Below are 22,462 nucleotides of genomic sequence, written 5' to 3'. Positions count from 1 at the left end.
CGTTTTTGGGCGTGGGGCCGGGGGGGGGGGGGGGGGGGGGGGGGGGGGGGGGGGGGGGGGGGGGGGGGGGGGGGGGGGGGGGGGGGGGGGGGGGGGGGGGGGGGGGGCCCCGGCCCCCCACCGCGCACGCCCGCTGCCCCCGCCGAGGACGGCCCGGCGCCGGCCGGATCAGGGGGAGCCCCGGCCCCGGGCCCGGTCATCAACGTCCACGGCGGCAGCTTCACCGGCGGGCTGATCGGCGGCAACCAGTTCGGCGGCATCAGCGGCGGCCACTTCACCGGGGACGTCGTCTTCGGCGAACCCGGCAAGGACGGCGGGCGCGGGCGGGGTGAGACCGCGTGAGCACACCCGAGGCGCAGGCCCCGCCCCGCCCGGCGGCCGCAGCGGGGAACGAGCCGGCCCCGGACGAGCCCAGACCGCCCGAAGGCGCCGCGGACGCGGGCGAGTCCGAGGAGCGGGACCAGCCGCAGACCGCCTGGTCGGCGCGGCGCGACCTGGTCGACCACAGCCCCCGCAGCATGAACGTCGGCGCCCGCGCCCGCTTCAGCGGCGGTCTGCTCGGCGGCGACCAGCACGGCGGCATCAGCGGCGGCCACTTCACCGGGGACGTCTTCCTGGGCGGCAGGACGGAGGTCTACCAGCTCGCCGCGTCCGGGGCCGCCGCCCCTCCCTCCGGCGAGGTGCCCGAGGCCACCCTGGAGGAGCTGGAGCGCGGTTTCGCGGCCGACGAACGGCTGATGGACCGCCTGCTGCGCCGGCTGCGCGACGACCGGGTCCTGGTGCTGTCCGGCGGCCGCTTCACCGGCCGGCGCACGGCCGCCCTGATGCTGCTGCGCCGCCTGGGTGCCCTGCCCGTGCGCACCCTGGTCAGCGACACCACCGCCGACAGCCTCGCCGAGCGGCTCGGCGGTGAGCGGGGCGAGCCGAAGGCCCGCGGCCATGTCCTGTGCGACCTCGCCCCGCGCCGCGACCGGCCGCTGCGCTGGACGCATCTGCTCGCCGCCCGCGAACGCCTCACCGAGCGGGACGCCTACCTCGTCGTCACCCTCGATCCCGGCGCCGCGCTGGACGACGTGACCGCCGAGGAGTGGCGCCCGCCGGCCGCGGCCGACGTGCTCGCGGCTCAGCTGAGCGCCCGCACCGACCAGGAGACGGCTGGGAAGATGCTCGGCCTGCCGCCGGTGACCGAATTCCTGCAGCGCAGTCACCAGCCGCGCGAGGCCGCCGCGTTCGCCCGGCTCCTCGCCCGGTACGCGACCGGAGAGGCCGCCGAGGACGCCGTAGGACAGTTCTCGCTGGTGTCCCTGGAGAACCAGGTCCAGGAGTGGTTCGAGGCGGAGGAGTCCGAACTCCACCTGCGGGACAAGGCCTTCCTCGTCGCGCTCGCCGCCTTCGACGGCGGACCCTACGCGCTCACCGCCGAACTGAGCGACCTGCTCTACCGGTTCCTCCAGGAGACCGAGAACCCGGCCCGCGTCCCCGAGGTCCCCGTCTTCGGCACGCACGTCGGCAAGCGGCTGCAACTGGCGCGGGCGCGCATCTACGGGGAGCCCGAGCACACCGAGTGGGGCCCGGTCGACCAGCAGAAGGCCGCGTTCCGCGACGAACGCGCCTCCCTGGTGCTGCTGCGCGAGGTGTGGACCGGCCACCCCTCCGCCCGGCCCGCGCTGGTCGCCTGGCTGCGCCGGCTCGCGGACGACGGCCGCCCGCTGGTGCGCACCCGGGCCGCCTCCACCGCGGCCGTCCTCGCCCGCACCGACCTGCCGTCCGCGATGGCGCTGGTCATCCAGCCGTGGGCGACCTCCAAGCGGTACCGGCAGCGGCTCGTGGCGGTCAACGCGCTCGCCCTGTCCCACCTGGTCGGCACACCCAACGTCCCGCGCATCCTGGACACCTGGTGCGAGGGCGACGACCCGAGGCTGCGCTGGGTGGCCGTAAGGGCCTACGGGTTGATCGGGGCGGAGCGACCGGAGCAGGCACTGGCCGCCCTGCGCGGGGCCGTACGGCGCCTGTACGCGGACACCCCGGACGACATCGACGGCGAACTGGCGCGGGAACTGGCCGAGTCCGTGGAGCTGTTGCTGCTGTCGGCGGCGAGCGACCGCGTCCTCGACGAGCTGCGCGAGCACCTGGCCGACGACCATGCCGTGCGGGACCTGGCGCTGAGCGGCTTCGTCGGGGCATGCCGGCACACCGAGGACGACGAGCGGTACGGCCTTCCTCTCGTCCTCGGCTGGTTCGCCCGCGCGGCCGCCGACGGCGGGCCCGCCGCGCAGGGCGTGCCGTTCCTGTGGCGGGCCGCGCTGGGCGATCCGCGCGCCACCCGGCAGGCCCTGCAGGTCCTGCGCACCTGGGTGCTCATCGCCGACCGGTCGACGGCCGTCGAGTGGGCCCTGGCCGCGCTGCTGCCCAGGCTCGTCACCACGGCCACCGAGCACGAGCGGCTGAACCACCTGCTGCGCACCATGCCGGGCGAGGACGGCACTCCCCCGCCCGAGGTCACCGACCGCCTGCTGACCGCGCTCCACACCGACCCACGTCCCACCCGCTGACCTACCCCTGGACGACACGCCATGCCCTCCTTCCGACCCGAGTGGCAGCAGCCCGCCGACCGGCACACCCAGCTGGTCGACCCGGTGCTCACCGTGCGGCAGCTGTCCCGCTTCGAGTTCAACTTCCGGTCCCTGGTCCGCATCGACCACGCACTCGTCTTCTCCACCCCCAAGGGCTCCTACGAGGCCTATCTGCCGCCGCAGCGGCCGACGCGCGCCGAGATCACGGCCAAGCGCTATTCCGCCGTCTACGAGGTGGACATGGGGGTCCATCCCTACACCACGACCCTCGCGCTGCCGAGCGACAACGACGCCTTCGAGTTCACCGCCGAGGTCGAGCTGTCCTGGCAGGTGCTGGACCCGGCCCGGTTCGTGGCGAGCGGCCACCGGGACGTGCCCGCCCTGGTGCTCGGCGAACTCCAGCAGGCCGCACGGCCGGTGTCCCGGGGCTTCCAGGTCGCGGACAGCGCGTCGGCCGAGCGGAAGCTGCTGGAGGCGGTGACCGTGCTGGGGCCGCTGGGCGCGACCGCGGGACTCCAGGTCACCTGGACCCTGCGGCTCAAGCGCGACCAGGCCGACATCGAGCACCAGCAGCGGCTGCGGGCCATCGACCACTCCGCCACCGAGCAGGTCCACGCGGCCCAGCGGGGCATGGAGGTCGACGTCGAGGTGGACCGCAGGCTGCGTCAGCAGGACGCCCTGCAGATCGAGCGGGCCGTCGCGTACGGCACCCAGCAGCACGAGCTGCTTCTGCGGCAGCAGCACTGGCAGCACGAGCAGGCCATGCTCGCCGGCGGGCAGCAGCACGAGCTCGCCCTGCAACAGGGCCGCCAGCAGATCGAGTTGCAGCAGATCGAGGCCCAGAAGATCGCGTTCTACCAGTACCACCTTCAGCAGGGCGGCGTGCACGCCTGGGCGCTCCACCTCGCCCAGCACCCCGAGGACTCCCAGCTGGTGATGTCCAGCATGCGCGAGGACCAACTGCGCATGATCCAGGCCCAGATGGACCTGGTGAAGCAGCTGCTGAGCGGCGACACGGCCGAGAGCTACGAGCTGGAGGGACCCAAGCAACTGGCTCTCCGCACGGTCAGCGACATCCTCAACCAGCGCCTCCCGGGAGTCCCGCAGAACCCGCCCCTGCTGCCGGGGGGCACCGGCTACGGCCCGCCGGTGCCCGACGGATCCGGCTACGGCCCACCGGCACAGCCGACGCCGGCCCCGCAGCCGGGGGCGCCGGGGGGAACACCACCGCCGCCGGCCCCCGAGGGGCAGCCCTCCGGCCCTCCCCCGTCTCCGGCACCTACGGCTCCCCCGGCGCCGCCGGCAGCTCCGACGGGCCCCTTCAGCCCGCCGGCGCCGCCGGCAGCGGCTCAGGCAGCGCCTTTCGGTCCGCCGGCCACGGGCGCGCCCCCCTTCCTGCCGCCGCCGGGAATGCCGGGGCCGTACGGCACCCCCGCCGCTCCGCCCCCGCCGCCCCAGCCCGCCTACGCCCCGCCGCCCCCGGCCTGGCAGCCGCCGCCCGGGTACGGCACGACGCCGACGGTGCCGGATGCGCGCGCCACGGCGGAACCGGACGACATCAAGGCGCCGGTCGCACCCGGCGACGAGGACGGCGACGGGAGCGCTCCATGACGGCCACGGCCCCGGATCCCCCCGGCGCACCGGGCGCCCCGGACGTCCCCGCCGCTGCCGCGCGGCTGTGCGAGCGGCTGCTCGCCGAGACACGGCACGAGATCGCCCACGCCGACAACAAGGCCTCCGTCCTGGTCGCCGCGCTCGGGATGACCGCCGGTGTGTTCAGCGGTCTGGTCGCCGGACGCAACTGGACCCCGTCCACCCTCTCCGCGCTTGGCACGGTCGTGTGGTGGGCGGGGGCCCTGTCGCTCCTGCTCTCGCTGTTCGCCCTGCTGCTCGCGGTACTGCCCCGCTACCAGCTGGGCACCTGGACGCCCGGGGAACCGCTGTCGTACTTCGGTGACATCCAACAGGCCGTCCGGCAGGGCCGGTTGGACACCGCTCTCGCCGACACCGAGCACCACCCCACGGCCGGGCTGGCCCGTGCCCTGACCGAGAACAGCCGGATCGCCACACGCAAGCACCAGTGGATCCGCACCGGGCTCATCGCCTTCTGCGCCGGCACGGTCCTGCTGCCCGCATCCCTGCTGATCGGCTGATCCGCCCGTCCGCAGCCGTCCCCACCCGCACGTGAAGGAACGAACGACCGCCATGACCCAGCCCACGCCCCCGGACCGACCCGAGCCCCCCGCCCGCCCCCACTCCGAGCCGGCCCCGCCGTACCCGCACACGGCGCCGCCCTACCCGCAGCCCACCGCTCCCCAGCAGCCCAGCGCTCCCGCGTACCCCCAGGCGGCACCGCAGTACCCGCAAGCGGCACCCGAATACCCGCAGGCAGCGCCCCAGTATCCGCAGGCAGCGCCTCAGTACCCCCAGGCGGCACCGCCCCAGCACTCACCAGCGGCGCCCTCGTACCCGCAGGCGGCGCCCGTGCCGCCGCAGTACCCGGCGGCGCCCGCGCCGGCGCCCGTGCCCCCGGCCCCCGCCCAGCACCCGCACCACATCGACACCGACCGGGGGCGGGTCTTCCTCTCCGCCGACCAGCGGCGGACGGACGCCACGGCCGTGGGGAACCTGCTGCTGCACGTGCCCAACTTCCTGTGCAGCCTCTTCGTCGTCGCCCTGGTCTCGCTGTTCTTCGGCGGCCTGGGCATCGTCGTCATACTCGCCTGGGTCGCCAGCGGCGCACTCGTGTTCCACCGGCCCACGGAAAGCGCCCTCGCGCGCCATGTGCTCCGTCTGCGCTACCCCACTCCACAAGAACGAGCCAAACTCGAACCGGTCTGGCGGGAGGTCACGGCCCGCGCCGGCATCGAAGGGCGTAACTACGAGCTGTGGGTGGAGGACAGCGACGCCCTGAACGCGGTCGCGGCGGCGGGACACATCGTCGGCGTCACCCGCTTCGCCATGAACGAGCTGCCCAACGGCGAACTGGCCGCCGTCATGGCGCACGAGCTGGGCCACCACGTCGGCGGCCACGCCTGGTCCTCGCTGCTCGGCTACTGGTACGCCCTGCCCGGCCGGGTGGCCTGGCGGGTGCTGAAGGCGTCCTTCGGCTTCATGTTCAAGGTGTCGCGTGCCTTCGGCTGCCTCGGCTTCGGCTTTCTGGTGCTGCTCGTCGGCGGGATCGCCCTGGCCACGATCTCCACGTTCTTCGGCCTGCCGCTGTTGATCCTGGCGGTGCCGTACGCGCTGGCCGCCGTGGGCCGCCGTGCCGAGCTGCGGGCCGACGAGCACGCCGCCGTGCTCGGCTTCGCCCCCATGCTGGCGGCCGTACTCGACAAGCTGCACCGGCAGGAGCAGTGGCAGCAGGCCCAGCTGGCCGCTCAGAACGGCGGGCGGCCCGTCGAGGAGAGCGCGCTGGCCCGGCTGCTGTCGTCCCATCCGGACCACTACACCCGGCTGCACCACCTGCAGCCGTATCTGCAGCCTCAGGGGCAGCAGCAGGGGCAGTAGCAGCGGCCGGCCGCACGGCCGGTGAACACGCCGAAGGGCGGCCACCCCGAGGGGTGACCGCCCTTCATGCTGCTCGCTTACTGGTTGTACGGACCGTAGTCGTAGTCCTCCAGCGGAACGGCCTGGCCGGAGCCGGTGCCGAACGGCGAGTAGTCGATGTCGTCGTAGCCGACGGCCGAGTACATCGCGGCCTTGGCCTCCTCGGTCGGCTCGACCCGGATGTTGCGGTAGCGGGACAGGCCCGTACCGGCCGGGATGAGCTTACCGATGATGACGTTCTCCTTGAGGCCGATGAGGCTGTCGGACTTGGCGTTGATCGCCGCGTCCGTCAGGACTCGGGTCGTCTCCTGGAAGGAGGCGGCCGACAGCCAGGACTCCGTCGCCAGCGAGGCCTTGGTGATACCCATCAGCTGCGGACGACCGGAGGCCGGGTGACCGCCCTCCTGGACCACACGACGGTTCTCGGTCTCGAACTTCGAGCGCTCGACCAGCTCGCCGGGCAGCAGCTCGGCGTCGCCGGACTCGATGATCGTCACGCGGCGGAGCATCTGCCGGATGATGATCTCGATGTGCTTGTCGTGGATCGACACACCCTGCGAGTTGTAGACCTTCTGGACCTCGCCGACCAGGTGGACCTGGACGGCACGCTGGCCCAGGATGCGCAGCACGTCGTGCGGGTTGGTGGCACCCACGGTGAGCTGCTGGCCCACCTCGACGTGCTCGCCCTCGCTGACCAGGACCTTGGCACGCTTGGAGATCGGGTACGCCGTCTCGTCGCTGCCGTCGTCCGGGGTGACGACGAGCTTCTTGGTCTTCTCGGTCTCCTCGATCCGCACGCGGCCGGAGGCCTCGGAGATCGGGGCGACACCCTTCGGGGTACGGGCCTCGAAGAGCTCGACGACACGCGGCAGACCCTGGGTGATGTCGTCACCGGCCACACCACCGGTGTGGAAGGTACGCATCGTCAGCTGGGTACCGGGCTCACCGATGGACTGGGCGGCGATGATGCCGACCGCCTCACCGATGTCGACCAGCTTGCCGGTGGCGAGCGAACGGCCGTAGCACATCGCGCAGGTGCCGACGGCGGACTCGCAGGTCAGGACCGAGCGGGTCTTGACCTCCTCGACGCCGTGCTTGACCAGCTCGTCGATGAGCACGTCACCGAGGTCGGTACCGGCCGGGGCCAGCACCTTGCCGTCGACGACGATGTCCTCGGCGAGGCAGCGCGCGTACACGGACGTCTCGACGTCGTCCGCCTTACGCAGCACGCCGTCCGCACCGCGCTCCGCGATGTGGAGCTTGAGGCCACGCTCAGTGCCGCAGTCCTCCTCGCGGATGATGACGTCCTGCGAGACGTCGACCAGACGACGGGTGAGGTAACCCGAGTCGGCGGTACGAAGGGCGGTGTCCGCCAGACCCTTACGGGCACCGTGCGTGGAGATGAAGTACTCCAGCACGGACAGACCCTCACGGAACGACGCCTTGATGGGCCGCGGGATCGTCTCGTTCTTCGCGTTCGACACCAGACCACGCATACCGGCGATCTGACGCATCTGCATCATGTTGCCTCGTGCACCCGAGTTCACCATCATGAAGATCGGGTTGGTCTTCGGGAAGTTCTCGTTCATCGCCTCGGCGACCTCGTTGGTCGCCTTGGTCCAGATCGCGATGAGCTCCTGCGTGCGCTCGTCCTTGGTGATCAGACCGCGCTCGTACTGCTTCTGGACCTTCTCGTCCTGCGCCTCGTAGCCCTTGACGATCTCCTTCTTCGCCTCGGGAACGACGACGTCGGAGATGGCGACGGTGACGCCGGAACGGGTGGCCCAGTAGAAGCCGGACGCCTTCAGGTTGTCGAGCGTCGCCGCCACGATGACCTTCGGGTAGCGCTCGGCGAGGTCGTTGACGATCTCGGAGAGCTGCTTCTTGCCGACCTCGTAGTCGACGAACGGGTAGTCCTCGGGCAGCAGCTCGTTGAAGAGCGCGCGGCCCAGGGTCGTGTTCAGACGGAACGAGTCACCCTGCTGCCACTCCGGCTCGCCCTCCTCGCGGGCCGGCGGGGTCCAGCCGCGCGGCGGGATGGTGCCCACCGGGAAGCGGATGTCCACGCGCGACTGCAGCGAGAGCTCGCCGGCGTCGAACGCCATGATCGCCTCGGCCACGGACGCGAACGAGCGGCCCTCGCCCTTGACGTCACGCATCTCGCCGTCGGTGGTGAGGAAGAACAGACCGAGGACCATGTCCTGGGTCGGCATCGTCACCGGACGGCCGTCGGCCGGCTTGAGGATGTTGTTCGAGGACAGCATCAGGATGCGGGCCTCGGCCTGCGCCTCCGCGGACAGCGGCAGGTGCACGGCCATCTGGTCACCGTCGAAGTCCGCGTTGAACGCGGTGCAGACGAGCGGGTGGATCTGGATGGCCTTGCCCTCGACCAGCTGCGGCTCGAAGGCCTGGATGCCGAGGCGGTGCAGGGTGGGAGCACGGTTCAGCAGGACCGGGTGCTCGGCGATGACCTCTTCGAGGACGTCGTACACGACCGTGCGGCCGCGCTCCACCATGCGCTTGGCGCTCTTGATGTTCTGCGCGTGGTTCAGGTCGACCAGGCGCTTCATCACGAACGGCTTGAACAGCTCCAGCGCCATCGCCTTCGGCAGACCGCACTGGTGCAGCTTCAGCTGCGGACCGACGACGATCACGGAACGCGCCGAGTAGTCGACACGCTTGCCGAGCAGGTTCTGACGGAAACGGCCCTGCTTACCCTTCAGCATGTCGCTGAGGGACTTCAGCGGGCGGTTGCCGGGACCGGTCACCGGACGGCCGCGACGGCCGTTGTCGAAGAGGGCGTCAACGGCCTCCTGAAGCATGCGCTTCTCGTTGTTGACGATGATCTCCGGGGCACCGAGGTCCAGGAGCCTCTTCAGACGGTTGTTGCGGTTGATGACACGGCGGTACAGGTCGTTCAGGTCGGAGGTCGCGAAGCGGCCACCGTCCAGCTGCACCATCGGACGCAGGTCCGGCGGGATGACCGGGACGCAGTCCAGGACCATGCCCTTGGGGCTGTTGGACGTCTGCAGGAACGCGGAGACGACCTTCAGGCGCTTGAGGGCACGGGTCTTCTTCTGGCCCTTGCCGGTGCGGATGATCTCGCGGAGCCGCTCGGCCTCCTCCTCCAGGTCGAAGGACTCCAGGCGCTTCTGCAGCGCCGCGGCACCCATCGAGCCGTCGAAGTACGTGCCGAAGCGGTCACGCAGCTCGCGGTAGAGCAGCTCGTCGCCCTCGAGGTCCTGGACCTTGAGGTTCTTGAACCGGTTCCACACCTCGTCGAGGCGGTCGATCTCGCGCTGCGCGCGGTCGCGCAGCTGCTTCATCTCGCGCTCGGCACCCTCGCGCACCTTGCGGCGCACGTCGGCCTTGGCGCCCTCGGCCTCCAGCTCGGCCAGGTCGGCCTCGAGCTTCTTGGCGCGGGCCTCCAGGTCGGCGTCGCGGCGGTTCTCGATCTGCTGGCGCTCGACCGAGACATGCGCCTCCAGGGAGGGCAGGTCGCGGGTACGGCGCTCCTCGTCGACGTACGTGATCATGTACGCGGCGAAGTAGATGACCTTCTCGAGGTCCTTCGGCGCCAGGTCCAGCAGGTAGCCGAGGCGCGAGGGGACACCCTTGAAGTACCAGATGTGCGTGACGGGCGCGGCCAGCTCGATGTGGCCCATCCGCTCACGGCGCACCTTGGCGCGCGTGACCTCGACGCCACAGCGCTCGCAGATGATGCCCTTGAAGCGGACGCGCTTGTACTTGCCGCAGTAGCACTCCCAGTCCCGGGTGGGGCCGAAGATCTTCTCGCAGAAGAGTCCGTCCTTCTCGGGCTTGAGGGTGCGGTAGTTGATGGTCTCGGGCTTCTTGACCTCGCCGTGGCTCCACTGACGGATGTCGTCAGCGGTGGCCAGGCCGATCCGGAGCTCGTCGAAGAAGTTGACGTCGAGCACTATGCGTCAATCCCTCTCAGGGTCGTAAGTCTGTGGTCTGAAACGGGGGCCTGGGGGTCGGCGGGGCCCTTAAGGGTGAGGGCCCCGCCGGACTCCCGTCAGACCTCTTCGACGCTGCTCGGCTCGCGCCGGGACAGGTCGATGCCGAGCTCCTCCGCAGCGCGGAAGACATCCTCGTCGGTGTCACGCATCTCGATGGACATACCGTCGCTGGACAGCACCTCCACGTTCAGGCAGAGCGACTGCATCTCCTTGATGAGGACCTTGAAGGACTCGGGGATGCCGGGCTCGGGGATGTTCTCGCCCTTGACGATGGCCTCGTAGACCTTCACGCGGCCGGTGACGTCGTCGGACTTGATGGTCAGCAGCTCCTGGAGGGCGTACGCGGCGCCGTAGGCCTCGAGGGCCCACACCTCCATCTCGCCGAACCGCTGGCCACCGAACTGGGCCTTACCACCCAGCGGCTGCTGGGTGATCATCGAGTACGGACCGGTCGAGCGGGCGTGCAGCTTGTCGTCGACCAGGTGGTGCAGCTTCAGGATGTACATGTAGCCGACCGAGATCGGGTCCGGGAACGGCTCACCGGAGCGGCCGTCGAACAGCCGCGCCTTGCCGGACGGGAGCACCATGCGCTCGCCGTCGCGGTTCGGGATGGTGTGCTGCAGCAGACCCGCCAGCTCGTCCTCGCGGGCACCGTCGAAGACCGGGGTGGCGACGTTGGTGCGCGGGGCAACCTGGTCGGCGCCGATGGCCTGCAGGCGCTGGGCCCACTCGTCCGCGAGGCCGGAGACGTCCCAGCCGCGGCTGGCGAGCCAGCCGAGGTGGATCTCCAGGACCTGTCCCGGGTTCATTCGGGACGGCACACCCAGCGGGTTGAGGATGATGTCGACCGGAGTTCCGTCCTCGAGGAACGGCATGTCCTCGATGGGCAGGATCTTGGAGATGACACCCTTGTTGCCGTGACGGCCGGCGAGCTTGTCACCGTCGGTGATCTTGCGCTTCTGCGCGACGTAGACGCGGACCAGCTGGTTCACGCCCGGCGGCAGCTCGTCGCCCTCCTCGCGGTCGAAGACGCGCACGCCGATGACCTTGCCGGTCTCGCCGTGCGGCACCTTCAGCGAGGTGTCACGGACCTCACGGGCCTTCTCACCGAAGATCGCGCGGAGCAGGCGCTCCTCGGGGGTCAGCTCGGTCTCACCCTTCGGGGTGACCTTGCCGACGAGGATGTCACCGGCGATGACCTCGGCACCGATGCGGATGATGCCGCGCTCGTCGAGGTCGGCGAGGACCTCCTCGGAGACGTTCGGGATGTCCCGGGTGATCTCCTCGGGGCCGAGCTTGGTGTCACGGGCGTCGACCTCGTGCTCCTCGATGTGGATCGAGGAGAGGACGTCGTCCTGCACGAGGCGCTGCGACAGGATGATCGCGTCCTCGTAGTTGTGACCCTCCCACGGCATGAACGCCACGAGCAGGTTCTTGCCGAGGGCCATCTCGCCGTTCTGGGTGGCCGGGCCGTCGGCCAGGACCTGGCCGGTGACGACGCGGTCGCCCTCGTTGACGATGACCTTCTGGTTGACCGAGGTGCCCTGGTTGGACCGGGAGAACTTGGCCAGGCGGTACGTGATGTACGTGCCGTCGTCGTTGGCGGTGGTGATGTAGTCCGCGGAGACCTCCTGGACCACACCGTCCTTCTCGGCCTTGACCACGTCGCCGGCGTCGACCGCGGAGCGGTACTCCATGCCGGTGCCGACGAGCGGCGCCTCGGACTTAATCAGCGGCACGGCCTGACGCATCATGTTCGCGCCCATGAGGGCACGGTTGGCGTCGTCGTGCTCGAGGAAGGGGATCATGGCGGTCGCGACCGACACCATCTGGCGCGGCGAGACGTCCATGTAGTCCACGTCCTCGGGGGCGACGTAGTCGACCTCGCCGCCACGGCGGCGGACCAGCACGCGGGCCTCGGCGAAGCGGAGCTCGTCGGTCAGCGGCGCGTTGGCCTGCGCGATGACGAAGCGGTCCTCCTCGTCGGCGGTCAGGTAGTCCACCTCGTCGGTGACCACACCCTGCTCGTCGACCTTGCGGTACGGGGTCTCGATGAAACCGAACGCGTTGACCCGGCCGTAGGAGGCGAGCGAGCCGATCAGACCGATGTTCGGGCCTTCCGGCGTCTCGATCGGGCACATGCGGCCGTAGTGCGAGGGGTGCACGTCACGGACCTCGAAGCCGGCCCGCTCACGGGAGAGACCACCCGGGCCGAGGGCGTTCAGACGACGCTTGTGCGTCAGCCCCGACAGCGGGTTGTTCTGGTCCATGAACTGGGACAGCTGCGAGGTGCCGAAGAACTCCTTGATCGACGCCACGACCGGGCGGATGTTGATCAGGGTCTGCGGCGTGATCGCCTCGACGTCCTGGGTGGTCATGCGCTCGCGCACGACGCGCTCCATACGGGCGAGACCCGTACGGACCTGGTTCTGGATCAGCTCGCCGACGCTGCGGATACGACGGTTGCCGAAGTGGTCGATGTCGTCGGTCTCGACCATGATCGAGCGGCCGGACTCGCCGGTCGTCTCGGTCTCGCCGGCGTGCAGCTTCACCAGGTACTTGATGGTGGCGATGATGTCGTCGGTGGTGAGCACACCGGCGTCCAGCGGCTCGTCCGCACCGAGCTTCTTGTTGACCTTGTAGCGGCCGACCTTGGCGAGGTCGTAGCGCTTGGGGTTGAAGTAGAGGTTCTCCAGCAGCGTCTGCGCGGCCTCACGCGTGGGGGGCTCGCCCGGACGCAGCTTGCGGTAGATGTCGAGCAGCGCGTCGTCCTGGCCCTGGGTGTGGTCCTTCTCCAGGGTGGCGCGCATGGACTCGTACTCGCCGAACTCCTCGAGGATCTGCTCGGTCGTCCAGCCGAGCGCCTTCAGCAGCACGGTGACCGACTGCTTGCGCTTGCGGTCGATACGCACACCGACCATGTCGCGCTTGTCGATCTCCATCTCCAGCCAGGCACCCCGGGACGGGATGATCTTGGCGGAGAAGATGTCCTTGTCGGACGTCTTGTCGATGGTGGAGTCGAAGTAGACACCGGGGGAACGGACCAGCTGGGACACCACGACACGCTCGGTGCCGTTGATGACGAAGGTGCCCTTGTTCGTCATGAGCGGGAAATCGCCCATGAAGACCGTCTGGGACTTGATCTCACCGGTCTCGTTGTTGGTGAACTCCGCGGTGACGAAGAGCGGGGCGGCGTACGTGAAGTCGCGCTCCTTGCACTCGTCGATGGAGTTCTTCGGCGGCTCGAAGCGGTGGTCCCGGAACGTCAGGGACATCGACCCGGAGAAGTCCTCGATGGGGGAGATCTCCTCGAAGATCTCCTCCAGACCGGACTTGGTGGGGACGTCCTGACCGTTCTCCAGAGCCTCCTCGACCCGACTCTGCCAGGCGGTGTTGCCGAGCAGCCAGTCGAAGCTCTCGGTCTGCAGCGCGAGCAGGTTCGGAACCTCGAGAGGCTCCTTGATCTTTGCAAAGGAGATGCGCAGCGGGGCGGTGCTGGCGCCGTTGTTCATATTCGCGGTCGAGGCATTGCGCGAGGCGGCCAAGAGGGGGTCCTTCCGAGGGCTCGGACTCACTACGCGCGTACCGGCCCCTCACCCGTACACAGAGACAGAAACCCCAGGTCAAGGGAGCTTTTGTCGTCAGTGCTCGAGTGAGGGCAGACCCCTGGTGACGGGCAGGGGACAGCTAACAGGCAGCGCAAAGGGTCAGTGTAGCCACTTGGCACACTGATGTCCAGTGCGGGTTTGTCGAGACCCTCGCTGTGCTCACCACTCTTGTCAACGCCCTCGGCATGCTGCCCTCAACGCACGTTGATACTGCCCTCTTCGCCGTCGATCCATGCCTCGGATTCGGATCCTTGTGACGACGCGTCCTGAGAATTGCGCGCTGCGTGCGGTTCGTCAAGGGCTCCCTTGCGGGAACCGGGGATCCGGAGACACGGCGAAGATCACCTTACCCCTCACGAACACAGGTGCAAGGCAGCCCAGGCCGGGCTCCGGGGAACGCCGAAGGGCGACCACCCGGATGGATGATCGCCCTTCGGTGCGTTCGCGTTACAGCCCTACGGGACTGATTTCAGCGCGCGGCCGGGTCCTGCGGTGCGTGCGGGACCCGGAAGGTGTTACTTGACCTCGACGGAGGCGCCGGCGGCCTTGAGGGACTCGGCGGCCTTGTCGGCGGCTTCCTTGTTGACCTTCTCGAGGACCGGCTTCGGGGTGCCGTCGACGAGGTCCTTGGCCTCCTTCAGACCCAGGGAGGTCAGCTCACGCACGACCTTGATGACCTGGATCTTCTTGTCGCCGGCGCCGGTGAGGATGACGTCGAACTCGTCCTTCTCCTCCTCGGCCTCGGCCGGGGCGGCCGGACCGGCCGGACCGGCAACGGCGACCGCGGCGGCGGCGGTGACGTCGAACTTCTCCTCGAAGGCCTTCACGAACTCGGAGAGCTCGATGAGGGTCATCTCCTCGAACTGCGCGAGCAGGTCTTCCTGGCTGAGCTTCGCCATGATGGGCGATCCTTCCACTCAAATCGGCAGGTGCCGGATGTACTGGATGTGGCGGGCGTACGTCGGCCCGCTGCGACCCGTGCCGTCGGCGCGGGTCAGAAAGCGAGCCGAATTACTCGGCACCGCCCTGCTCGGCCTGCTTGGCGCGCAGCGCGTCCACGGTACGGACGAGCTTCGACGGCAGCGCCTGGAAGAGCTGAGCAGCCTGGGACTGCTTGCCCTTGAAGGCACCGGCCAGCTTGCTGAGCAGAACCTCGCGGGACTCGAGGTCCGCAAGCTTCTTGATCTCGTCGGCGGAGAGGGCCTTGCCCTCGAGGACACCGCCCTTGATGACGAGATTGGGGTTGTCCTTGGCGAAGTCACGCAGACCCTTCGCCGACTCCACCGGGTCACCGGTGACGAAGGCGACGGCCGTCGGGCCAGCGAAGAGCTGGTCCTCCAGCGTGATCCCGGCCTCCTTGGCCGCAATCTTGGTCAGCGTGTTCTTCACCACGGCGTACTGGGCGTTCTCACCGAGCGACCGGCGCAGCGTCTTGAGCTGCGCCACGGTGAGACCGCGGTACTCGGTCAGCACGGCGGCGTTGGAGCTGCGGAACTTGTCCGTCAGCTCCGCAACCGCGGCAGCCTTGTCGGGCCTCGCCATAGAGCCTCGGCCTCCTTCCGGGTGATTCGGACCGCGCGGACCCGAAGGAGGACTGGGAAAAACGAAACGCCCCGGCGCAGGCGCACGGGGCGGACTCGACCGGCCGCACACGCGCTCAGCGCGCGCACTCCGGGAGTTCTTCCACTGTCACCTGCGCGGGTCGCCCACTTTTCAGCGGATCCTTCGGCCACCGCACCCTCGTTCGAGCGTGCGACAACGACCAGCGGTCTTTGGCTTCCGTGGAAGAGTACGGGACGGCCCCCCGCCCAGGCAAATCGGGTCAGGACGTCGTCATGCTCGTGCCGCTGCCCGTCGCGGTGCCGTTGGGCAGGCCGCTGGACTTCATGAGCTTGGCGAAGTCCAGCGTGTCGGAGGCCGGCGGGGCCTCGGTGGTGACCGGGACGCCGTAGTCGCTGTAGTAGGCGGTGTTGACCATCTCGCCCTTGGCCGTGGCGCCCTTCTCGATCTTCTTCACGAGCAGGTTCTGGTCGTTGAGCCAGATGTCGACGGTCTCGGTGGTGATGCCCGCCTGGTCGAGCTGCTTCTTCAGGGCGGCCAGCTGGTCCGCGCTGATGTTGCTGTTCCTGCCCGCGAGGTCGGCGACGTTCACCGTGCCCGAGTAGTGCCGGGTGTGTACGCCGGAGACCGTCTCCTCGCCCACCTTCTTGACATCACCGGAGGCCAGCAGCAGCTTCACGGACTGGTTCGGCGTGGCGGTGCGGACCTGGTCCTTCAGGTACGCCCCGGAGGCACCGCTGACCTGGGCGAGGAGGTCGTACGAGTACTTGATCCAGTGCTTGCCGCCCAGGCGCTCGGCGGACGCGCCGCCCAGGTTCGCGTAGTAGGCGTCCGGCAGGTAGCGGGCCTGCAGCGACGGCGCCGCACCGACCTTGTGCATGGCCTCGGCGATCTTGCCGCCGGTGTAGGTGATGGTGAGGCTGCCGGTGAGGCCGTTGCCCCAGCGCATGGTGCCGTTTCCCGACATCGACATCACGTCGCCGACGACCATGGTGGAGCGCACCTTCGCCGAGTCCGCCTTGTCGGTGGACTGCTCGGCGGTGCGCAGCACGGCCGCGATGGGGCTGATGTGGATCGTCTCGCCGCCGGCGGCCTTGTCCCCCTTGCCGGAGCCTGAGGAGGAGCCGCAGGCTGCCACGGAGGTCAGCGCGGCGACCACCGCTACGGAAAGGGCCGTGCGGCGAACGGTCGTGCTCTTCATCTGGTCCCACCCCTGTTGCGAGTCGTTGTGCCCGGCACGGTAGTCCAGGGCACTGACAGTCATTCGAAAGGCCGTACAAAGTAAGGCCGTACGAAGAAAGGACGGACCCCGCACCTCGAAGGTTGCAGGGCCCGCCCTTGCTCACGCGTACCTGACGCGGCTACCGGGGTGAGCGGACGGCTCAGACGGCGGCCGGGTCCTCCTCGACGAGGAGGTTGCGGGTGCGGTTGGGGTCGACCGGAATGCCGGGGCCCATCGTGGTGGTGATGGCGGCCTTCTTGAGGTAGCGACCCTTGGCGGCGGACGGCTTCAGACGGAGGATCTCCTCCAGCGCCGCGCCGTAGTTCTCCACCAGCTTGGCGTCGTCGAAGGACGCCTTGCCGATGATGAAGTGCAGGTTCGAGTGCTTGTCGACGCGGAACTCGATCTTGCCGCCCTTGATGTCGGTGACGGCCTTGGCGACGTCGGGGGTGACGGTGCCGGTCTTCGGGTTCGGCATCAGACCACGCGGGCCGAGGACGCGGCCGAGGCGGCCGACCTTGCCCATGAGGTCCGGGGTGGCGACGACGGCGTCGAAGTCCAGGCGGCCCTTCGAGACCTCGTCGATCAGCTCGTCGGCACCGACGATGTCGGCGCCCGCGGCACGCGCGGCCTCGGCACGGTCACCGGTCGCGAAGACCAGGACCCGGGCGGTCTTACCGGTGCCGTGCGGAAGGTTCACGGTGCCACGGACCATCTGGTCGGCCTTGCGCGGGTCGACACCCAGACGGAAGGCGACCTCGACGGTGGCGTCGAACTTGGTCGTGGAGGTCTCCTTGGCGAGACGGACGGCCTCGAGCGGGGCGTACAGCTTCTCCCGGTCGACCTTGGCGTCCGCAGCGCGGAGAGCCTTGCTGCGCTTGCTCACAACTTGCTCCTGTGTGTTCTGAAAGGAGTCGTGGTCCCTGGGCCGAGCAGGCCCTGCCACGTGCGGCCGAGGCCGCATGACTGCTGGGGGGTTGAGGTCAGCCCTCGACCGTGATGCCCATGGAACGGGCGGTACCGGCGATGATCTTCGACGCGGCGTCCAGGTCGTTGGCGTTGAGGTCGGGCATCTTGGTCTGGGCGATCTCGCGGACCTGCGCCTCGGTGATCTTGGCGACCTTGGTCTTGTGCGGCTCGCCGGAGCCCTTCTCGACACCAGCGGCCTTGAGGATCATCTTCGCGGCCGGCGGCGTCTTGGTGACGAAGGTGAAGGAGCGGTCCTCGTAGACCGTGATCTCCACCGGGATCACCCAGCCACGCTGCGACTCGGTCGCGGCGTTGTACGCCTTGCAGAACTCCATGATGTTGACGCCGTGCTGACCCAGCGCGGGGCCGACCGGCGGGGCCGGGTTCGCCGCACCGGCGTTGATCTGGAGCTTGATGAGCCCCGTGACCTTCTTCTTCTTGGGAGGCATAGCTCTCCGGGTCCTTTCATTCGGGTCCATGCCCGCGCGAGGATCGCGATCCTGACGCAGGCATACCGCACAACGATAACGGGTATAGATGCGCGGCCAAAAACCGAGCAGGTCAGACCGGCTGAGACAGCCCGCCTGACCTGCGCGGAAGAGCGACGTCCAGAAATGGACTAGTTCTTCTGGATCTGGTCGAAGGAGAGCTCGACCGGCGTCTCGCGGCCGAAGATCTCCACCAGGCCCTTGACCTTCTTCGAGTCGGGGTTGATCTCGTTGATGGTCGCCTGCAGCGTGGCGAACGGGCCGTCGGTGACGGTGACCGAGTCGCCGACCTCGAAGTCCAGCACCTGGACCTCGACCTTGCGCTGCGGGGCGGGCTTGCCCTCGGCCTCGGCGGCCTCGCGGGCGGCCTTCTCCTCGGCCTCCGGGGCGAGCATCTTGACGATCTCGTCCAGGGTCAGCGGGTACGGGTCGTAGGCGTTGCCGACGAAGCCGGTGACGCCGGGGGTGTTGCGGACGACACCCCAGGACTCGTTGGTCAGGTCCATGCGGACCAGGACGTAACCCGGCAGCTTGTTCTGCTTGATCGTCTTGCGGTCGCCGTTCTTGATCTGGACGACCTCTTCCTGCGGCACCTCGGCCTGGAAGATGTAGTCCTCGACGTTCAGCGAGACGGCGCGCTGCTCCAGGTTGGTCTTCACGCGGTTCTCGTAGCCGGCGTAGGTGTGGATGACGTACCACTCGCCGGGCAGGGAGCGCAGTTCCTCGCGCAGGGCCTCGACGGGGTCGACGGGCTCGGCCGGCTCTTCCTCGGCGGCCTCGGCGGCGGCCTCCTCGGCAGCCTCGCCGGCCTCCTCGTCCTCGTCCTCGACGTTCAGGGCAGCCTCTTCGGCCGGCTCCCCCGCCTCGGCCTCGGCAGCCTCGAACTCGTCCTGCTCGTCCGCGCCCTCGACGATGTCGAGCTCGTCGTCCACCATCTCGGCAGCGGTCCCGCGAGGCTCGGTGGCGTCGTCGTTCAGGTTCGGGTCAGACACGATGGCTGCTTCTTCCTGGATACATAGGGGTGGAACATGCGAAAACGGGCGCCGGTGCCACGGCGCCCTTCGCTCTTGGCTCAGCCGAAGACGTACTTGGCCGCGTGGTTGAGCCCATAGTCAATCACGGTCACCAGCGCGATCATGATGGCGACGAAGAAGATCACCACGGTGGTGTACGACGTCAGCTGGTTGCGCGTCGGCCAGACGACCTTGCGGAGCTCCGCGATGACCTGGCGGTAGAAGGTGGCCAGGCGCTTCAGCGGGCCCTTCTTGGCGCGCTTGCCGCCCTTGCGTGTCTTCTTCGACTCGAGTGCCTCGTCCTGGGCATCAGGCGTGTCGATGGAGCCCACGGCGTCCGTCATTGTCCTCACCTGGTCCCGGGTCGTGGCCGTGCCGCGCCCGGTTTCTGAGCCGCACGGCGGTGCAATGCTGTACGTACATGCGCACACATCCTGGCGGTGTGTGTAGCAGGGCCGGAGGGACTTGAACCCCCAACCGCCGGTTTTGGAGACCGGTGCTCTACCAATTGAGCTACGACCCTTTGTGTGTCCCCCAACGTACCGCATCCGGCCGGGTGCGGGGTGTGCACCGGTTTCGGCGGCGGCTTCTGAAGGCCAACGAGGTGAGAGTGTACGTGGTCCGCGGCCCGGCGTCGAACAGAAAGCGCCCGTCCGGGGCCTGTTGACCAAAGATCGTCCTGGCCGGGGACCGGATTCGGACCCGTGTTCACGCATCGACCCCTGGTTGTTCAGTCCGTGAAACCCGTGTGCCGGGGACATTTCCGGTCTGGAACGATGGGCTCCATGAGCGCTGCAACCCCACCCACCGAGCGCCGGGTCTCCGCCCGAGTCGGCGCGATCTCCGAGTCCGCCACCCTCGCCGTGGACGCCAAGGCCAAGGCCCTGAAGGCCGCCGGGCGTCCGGTGATCGGCTTCGGCGCCGGCGAGCCCGACTTCCCGACCCCGGACTACATCGTCGAGGCGGCCGTAGAGGCCTGCAAGAACCCCAAGTACCACCGCTACACGCCGGCCGGCGGCCTGCCCGAGCTGAAGGCCGCGATCGCCGCGAAGACGCTGCGCGACTCCGGCTGGGAGCCCGACGTCTCGCAGATCCTCGTCACCAACGGCGGCAAGCAGGCCATCTACGAGGCGTTCGCCGCGATCCTCGACCCGGGCGACGAGGTCATCGTCCCGGCGCCGTACTGGACGACGTACCCGGAGTCGATCCGCCTGGCCGGGGGTGTCCCGGTGGAGGTCGTGGCCGACGAGACCACCGGCTACCGCGTCTCGGTCGAGCAGCTGGAGGCGGCGCGCACGGAGAAGACCAAGGTCGTGCTCTTCGTCTCCCCGTCCAACCCGACCGGCGCGGTGTACTCCGAGGCCGAGACCGAGGCGATCGGCCGCTGGGCCGTCGAGCACGGTCTGTGGGTGCTGACCGACGAGATCTACGAGCACCTGGTCTACGGCGACGCGGCCTCCGTGTCGCTGCCGGCGCTGCTGCCCGAGCTGCGCGACAAGTGCATCGTGGTCAACGGTGTCGCGAAGACGTACGCCATGACCGGCTGGCGCGTGGGCTGGGTCATCGGCCCGAAGGACGTCGTCAAGGCCGCGACCAACCTGCAGTCGCACGCCACCTCCAACGTCTCCAACGTGGCGCAGGTGGCCGCCCTGGCCGCCGTCTCGGGTGACCTCGAGGCCGTGGCGAGGATGCGCGAGGCCTTCGACCGGCGCCGCAGGACCATCGTGCGGATGCTCAACGAGATCGACGGCGTGGTCTGCCCCGAGCCCGAGGGCGCCTTCTACGCCTACCCGTCGGTCAAGGCGCTGCTCGGCAAGGAGATCCGGGGCAAGCGCCCGCAGGACACGGTCGAGCTGGCCGCGCTGATCCTGGAGGAGGCCGAGGTCGCGGTCGTCCCGGGCGAGGCCTTCGGCACGCCGGGTTATCTGCGGCTGTCGTACGCGCTGGGCGACGAGGACCTCGTCGAGGGCGTGAGCCGCATCCAGAAGCTGCTGGCGGAGGCCAAGGCCTGAGCAGTCCAGCTTTGGACAACCGAGCGGTCCATTTTTGGACAGGGGCACCCGGGAACCTTCCCGGGTGCCCCCGTTCGTTTGTGCGAGCAAGACCACGTACGGGGAAACGGCTACCGGTACGGCAGGGACGTACGGCAGGATCTGGGAATGGAGCGTGTACGTGATCTCTCTGAGCTGCCGAAAGCCCATCTGCACCTGCACTTCACCGGTTCGATGCGGCCGGGGACCGTCCTGGAACTGGCCGACAAGCACGGCGTACGTCTGCCCGAGGCCCTGACGGACGCACTGACCAGCGGCGAACCGCCGAAGCTGCGGGCCACCGACGAGCGGGGCTGGTTCCGTTTCCAGCGGCTCTACGACGCGGCGCGCTCCTGCCTGCGGGAACCGGAGGACATCCAGCGCCTGGTCCGGGAGGCCGCCGAGGAGGACCTGAAGGACGGCTCGGGCTGGCTGGAGATCCAGGTGGACCCGACGTCGTACGCGCCCCGGCTGGGCGGTCTGATCCCCGCACTGGAGATCATCCTGGACGCCGTGGACACGACCTCCCGGGAGACCGGGCTCGACATGCGCGTGCTGGTCGCCGCCAACCGCATGAAGCACCCTCTGGACGCCCGTACCCTGGCCCGCCTCGCGGTGCGGTACGCGGACCGGGGCGTGGTCGGTTTCGGGCTCTCCAACGACGAGCGGCGGGGCATGGCGCGGGACTTCGACCGGGCCTTCCACATCGCGCGCGAGGGCGGCCTGCTGTCGGCCCCGCACGGCGGCGAGCTGACCGGCCCGGCGTCGGTGCGCGACTGCCTGGACGACCTGCACGCCTCGCGGATCGGCCACGGGGTGCGCGCGGCGGAGGACCCGCGGCTGCTGAAGCGGCTGGCGGACCGGCAGGTGACCTGCGAGGTGTGTCCGGCGTCGAACGTGGCGCTCGGCGTGTACGAGAAGCCCGAGGACGTCCCGCTGCGGACCCTCTTCGAGGCGGGCGTTCCGATGGCCCTCGGCGCCGACGACCCGCTGCTGTTCGGCTCCCGGCTGGCCGCCCAGTACGAGATCGCCCGGCACGCGCACGGCTTCTCGGACGCCGAGCTCGCCGAGCTGGCCCGGCAGTCGGTACGGGGTTCGGCCGCCCCGGAGGACGTCAGGGCGCGGCTGCTGGCCGGCGTGGACGACTGGCTGGCCCGCCCGGCCGTCTGAAGTGGGCGTAGGGCGGGTAGGGCTTGAAACAGACCAGGACGTCGATGGAGTGCCCGCCGCCGGGCGGCTGGAGCAGGGCCGGGAGCTCCGCCATCAGCGTGGCGTGTCCCTTGGCGACGTTCTTCCGGTACGGCCCGTTGCCGGCCGCGTGGGCGAACCAGGTGGCCGTCTCGGCGAACACGTCCCGGCTGCCGAAGAGGAAGAACGTACGGGCGTGCGTGGCGTGCCGCAGCACGTCCCGGAGGCCGGGCCGCTCCCGGCGCTCGCGCCAGGCGGCGGCGTCCCGCGCGGTGCGCGCCT

General features: G+C 69.5%; 15 protein-coding genes, 1 tRNA gene and 1 pseudogene. 6 read left to right on the top strand and 11 right to left on the bottom strand.

The features are described from left to right. Positions 1-338 precede the first annotated feature (338 nt). The 4 genes from ABT288_RS43115 to ABT288_RS43100 are packed head-to-tail and all read left to right on the top strand — an operon-like array spanning position 339 to position 6,083. On the top strand, positions 339-2,552 hold the full coding sequence (locus ABT288_RS43115) for a hypothetical protein (RefSeq protein ID WP_351620446.1): 2,214 nt from the start codon (positions 339-341) through the stop codon (positions 2,550-2,552). A gap of 21 nt (positions 2,553-2,573) precedes the next feature. Then, positions 2,574-4,184, top strand: a complete 1,611-nt coding sequence (locus ABT288_RS43110; RefSeq protein WP_351620443.1) for a hypothetical protein — start codon at positions 2,574-2,576, stop codon at positions 4,182-4,184. Then, positions 4,181-4,726: a Pycsar system effector family protein gene (locus ABT288_RS43105; protein ID WP_351620440.1), complete on the top strand. Its 546-nt coding sequence runs from the start codon at positions 4,181-4,183 to the stop codon at positions 4,724-4,726. Before ABT288_RS43110 ends, ABT288_RS43105 begins: the two co-directional genes overlap by 4 nt. Before the next feature lie 52 nt (positions 4,727-4,778). Then, entirely contained in the window at positions 4,779-6,083 is a 1,305-nt protein-coding gene (locus ABT288_RS43100; protein ID WP_351620437.1) for a M48 family metalloprotease, read from the top strand. Between the two features lie 77 nt (positions 6,084-6,160). Here ABT288_RS43100 and ABT288_RS43095 read toward each other — a convergent pair whose 3' ends face one another. The 10 genes from ABT288_RS43095 to ABT288_RS43050 form a co-directional block, all read right to left on the bottom strand. Next, entirely contained in the window at positions 6,161-10,060 is a 3,900-nt protein-coding gene (locus tag ABT288_RS43095; RefSeq protein WP_351620434.1) for a DNA-directed RNA polymerase subunit beta', read from the bottom strand. 98 nt (positions 10,061-10,158) lie between these two features. Further along, positions 10,159-13,647, bottom strand: a complete 3,489-nt coding sequence (gene rpoB / locus ABT288_RS43090) for a DNA-directed RNA polymerase subunit beta (RefSeq protein WP_351620431.1) — start codon at positions 13,645-13,647, stop codon at positions 10,159-10,161. A 578-nt stretch (positions 13,648-14,225) separates the two neighbouring features. Continuing rightward, entirely contained in the window at positions 14,226-14,609 is a 384-nt protein-coding gene (gene rplL / locus ABT288_RS43085) for a 50S ribosomal protein L7/L12 (RefSeq protein ID WP_351620428.1), read from the bottom strand. A 112-nt stretch (positions 14,610-14,721) separates the two neighbouring features. Then, complete coding sequence (gene rplJ / locus ABT288_RS43080; protein ID WP_069779227.1) at positions 14,722-15,252, bottom strand: 50S ribosomal protein L10; 531 nt, start codon at positions 15,250-15,252, stop codon at positions 14,722-14,724. Between the two features lie 280 nt (positions 15,253-15,532). Beyond that, positions 15,533-16,471, bottom strand: coding sequence for an SCO4651 family lipoprotein (locus ABT288_RS43075; protein ID WP_351620448.1), 939 nt, complete (start codon positions 16,469-16,471; stop codon positions 15,533-15,535). A gap of 181 nt (positions 16,472-16,652) precedes the next feature. Then, positions 16,653-17,378, bottom strand: coding sequence for a 50S ribosomal protein L1 (rplA, locus tag ABT288_RS43070; RefSeq protein ID WP_055706206.1), 726 nt, complete (start codon positions 17,376-17,378; stop codon positions 16,653-16,655). A gap of 97 nt (positions 17,379-17,475) precedes the next feature. Beyond that, complete coding sequence (gene rplK / locus ABT288_RS43065) at positions 17,476-17,910, bottom strand: 50S ribosomal protein L11 (RefSeq protein WP_031167035.1); 435 nt, start codon at positions 17,908-17,910, stop codon at positions 17,476-17,478. A 170-nt stretch (positions 17,911-18,080) separates the two neighbouring features. Continuing rightward, positions 18,081-18,941: a transcription termination/antitermination protein NusG gene (gene nusG / locus ABT288_RS43060; RefSeq protein WP_351620425.1), complete on the bottom strand. Its 861-nt coding sequence runs from the start codon at positions 18,939-18,941 to the stop codon at positions 18,081-18,083. 80 nt (positions 18,942-19,021) lie between these two features. Then, on the bottom strand, positions 19,022-19,306 hold the full coding sequence (secE, locus tag ABT288_RS43055) for a preprotein translocase subunit SecE (RefSeq protein WP_351620422.1): 285 nt from the start codon (positions 19,304-19,306) through the stop codon (positions 19,022-19,024). A gap of 106 nt (positions 19,307-19,412) precedes the next feature. Then, positions 19,413-19,485: transfer RNA gene (locus tag ABT288_RS43050), tRNA-Trp, on the bottom strand. Between the two features lie 262 nt (positions 19,486-19,747). On the opposite strand from ABT288_RS43050, the gene ABT288_RS43045 reads away from it, so the two are divergent. Together ABT288_RS43045 and ABT288_RS43040 are read left to right on the top strand one after the other, a co-directional pair. Then, positions 19,748-20,974 carry a pyridoxal phosphate-dependent aminotransferase gene (locus ABT288_RS43045; protein ID WP_351620420.1) on the top strand — a complete coding sequence of 409 codons (1,227 nt, stop codon included), beginning with the start codon at positions 19,748-19,750 and terminating at the stop codon, positions 20,972-20,974. 147 nt (positions 20,975-21,121) lie between these two features. Further along, positions 21,122-22,162 (top strand): adenosine deaminase, encoded by a 1,041-nt coding sequence (locus ABT288_RS43040; protein WP_351620417.1) that lies wholly within the window; start codon positions 21,122-21,124, stop codon positions 22,160-22,162. Here the strand turns inward: ABT288_RS43040 and ABT288_RS43035 are convergent. Then, a pseudogene (locus ABT288_RS43035) lies at positions 22,107-22,462 on the bottom strand (hypothetical protein); the annotation flags it as partial. The gene ABT288_RS43040 and the pseudogene ABT288_RS43035 overlap by 56 nt on opposite strands.

The organism is Streptomyces sp. NPDC001093, assembly GCF_040298985.1.
Taxonomy (GTDB): Bacteria; Actinomycetota; Actinomycetes; order Streptomycetales; family Streptomycetaceae; genus Streptomyces.
Note: the sequence above shows the minus strand (reverse complement) of the source record. Positions and strands in the feature narration are given on the sequence as shown.

Excerpts from the sequence above, each read along its gene's own strand:
- ABT288_RS43110 (WP_351620443.1), top strand. The coding sequence starts at position 2,574 with ATGCCCTCCTTCCGACCCGAGTGGCAGCAGCCCGCCGACCGGCACACC.
- ABT288_RS43105 (WP_351620440.1), top strand. The coding sequence starts at position 4,181 with ATGACGGCCACGGCCCCGGATCCCCCCGGCGCACCGGGCGCCCCGGAC.
- ABT288_RS43100 (WP_351620437.1), top strand. The coding sequence starts at position 4,779 with ATGACCCAGCCCACGCCCCCGGACCGACCCGAGCCCCCCGCCCGCCCC.
- rplL (WP_351620428.1), bottom strand. The coding sequence starts at position 14,609 with ATGGCGAAGCTCAGCCAGGAAGACCTGCTCGCGCAGTTCGAGGAGATG.
- rplJ (WP_069779227.1), bottom strand. The coding sequence starts at position 15,252 with ATGGCGAGGCCCGACAAGGCTGCCGCGGTTGCGGAGCTGACGGACAAG.
- ABT288_RS43075 (WP_351620448.1), bottom strand. The coding sequence starts at position 16,471 with ATGAAGAGCACGACCGTTCGCCGCACGGCCCTTTCCGTAGCGGTGGTC.
- rplK (WP_031167035.1), bottom strand. The coding sequence starts at position 17,910 with ATGCCTCCCAAGAAGAAGAAGGTCACGGGGCTCATCAAGCTCCAGATC.
- secE (WP_351620422.1), bottom strand. The coding sequence starts at position 19,306 with ATGACGGACGCCGTGGGCTCCATCGACACGCCTGATGCCCAGGACGAG.
- ABT288_RS43045 (WP_351620420.1), top strand. The coding sequence starts at position 19,748 with ATGAGCGCTGCAACCCCACCCACCGAGCGCCGGGTCTCCGCCCGAGTC.
- ABT288_RS43040 (WP_351620417.1), top strand. The coding sequence starts at position 21,122 with ATGGAGCGTGTACGTGATCTCTCTGAGCTGCCGAAAGCCCATCTGCAC.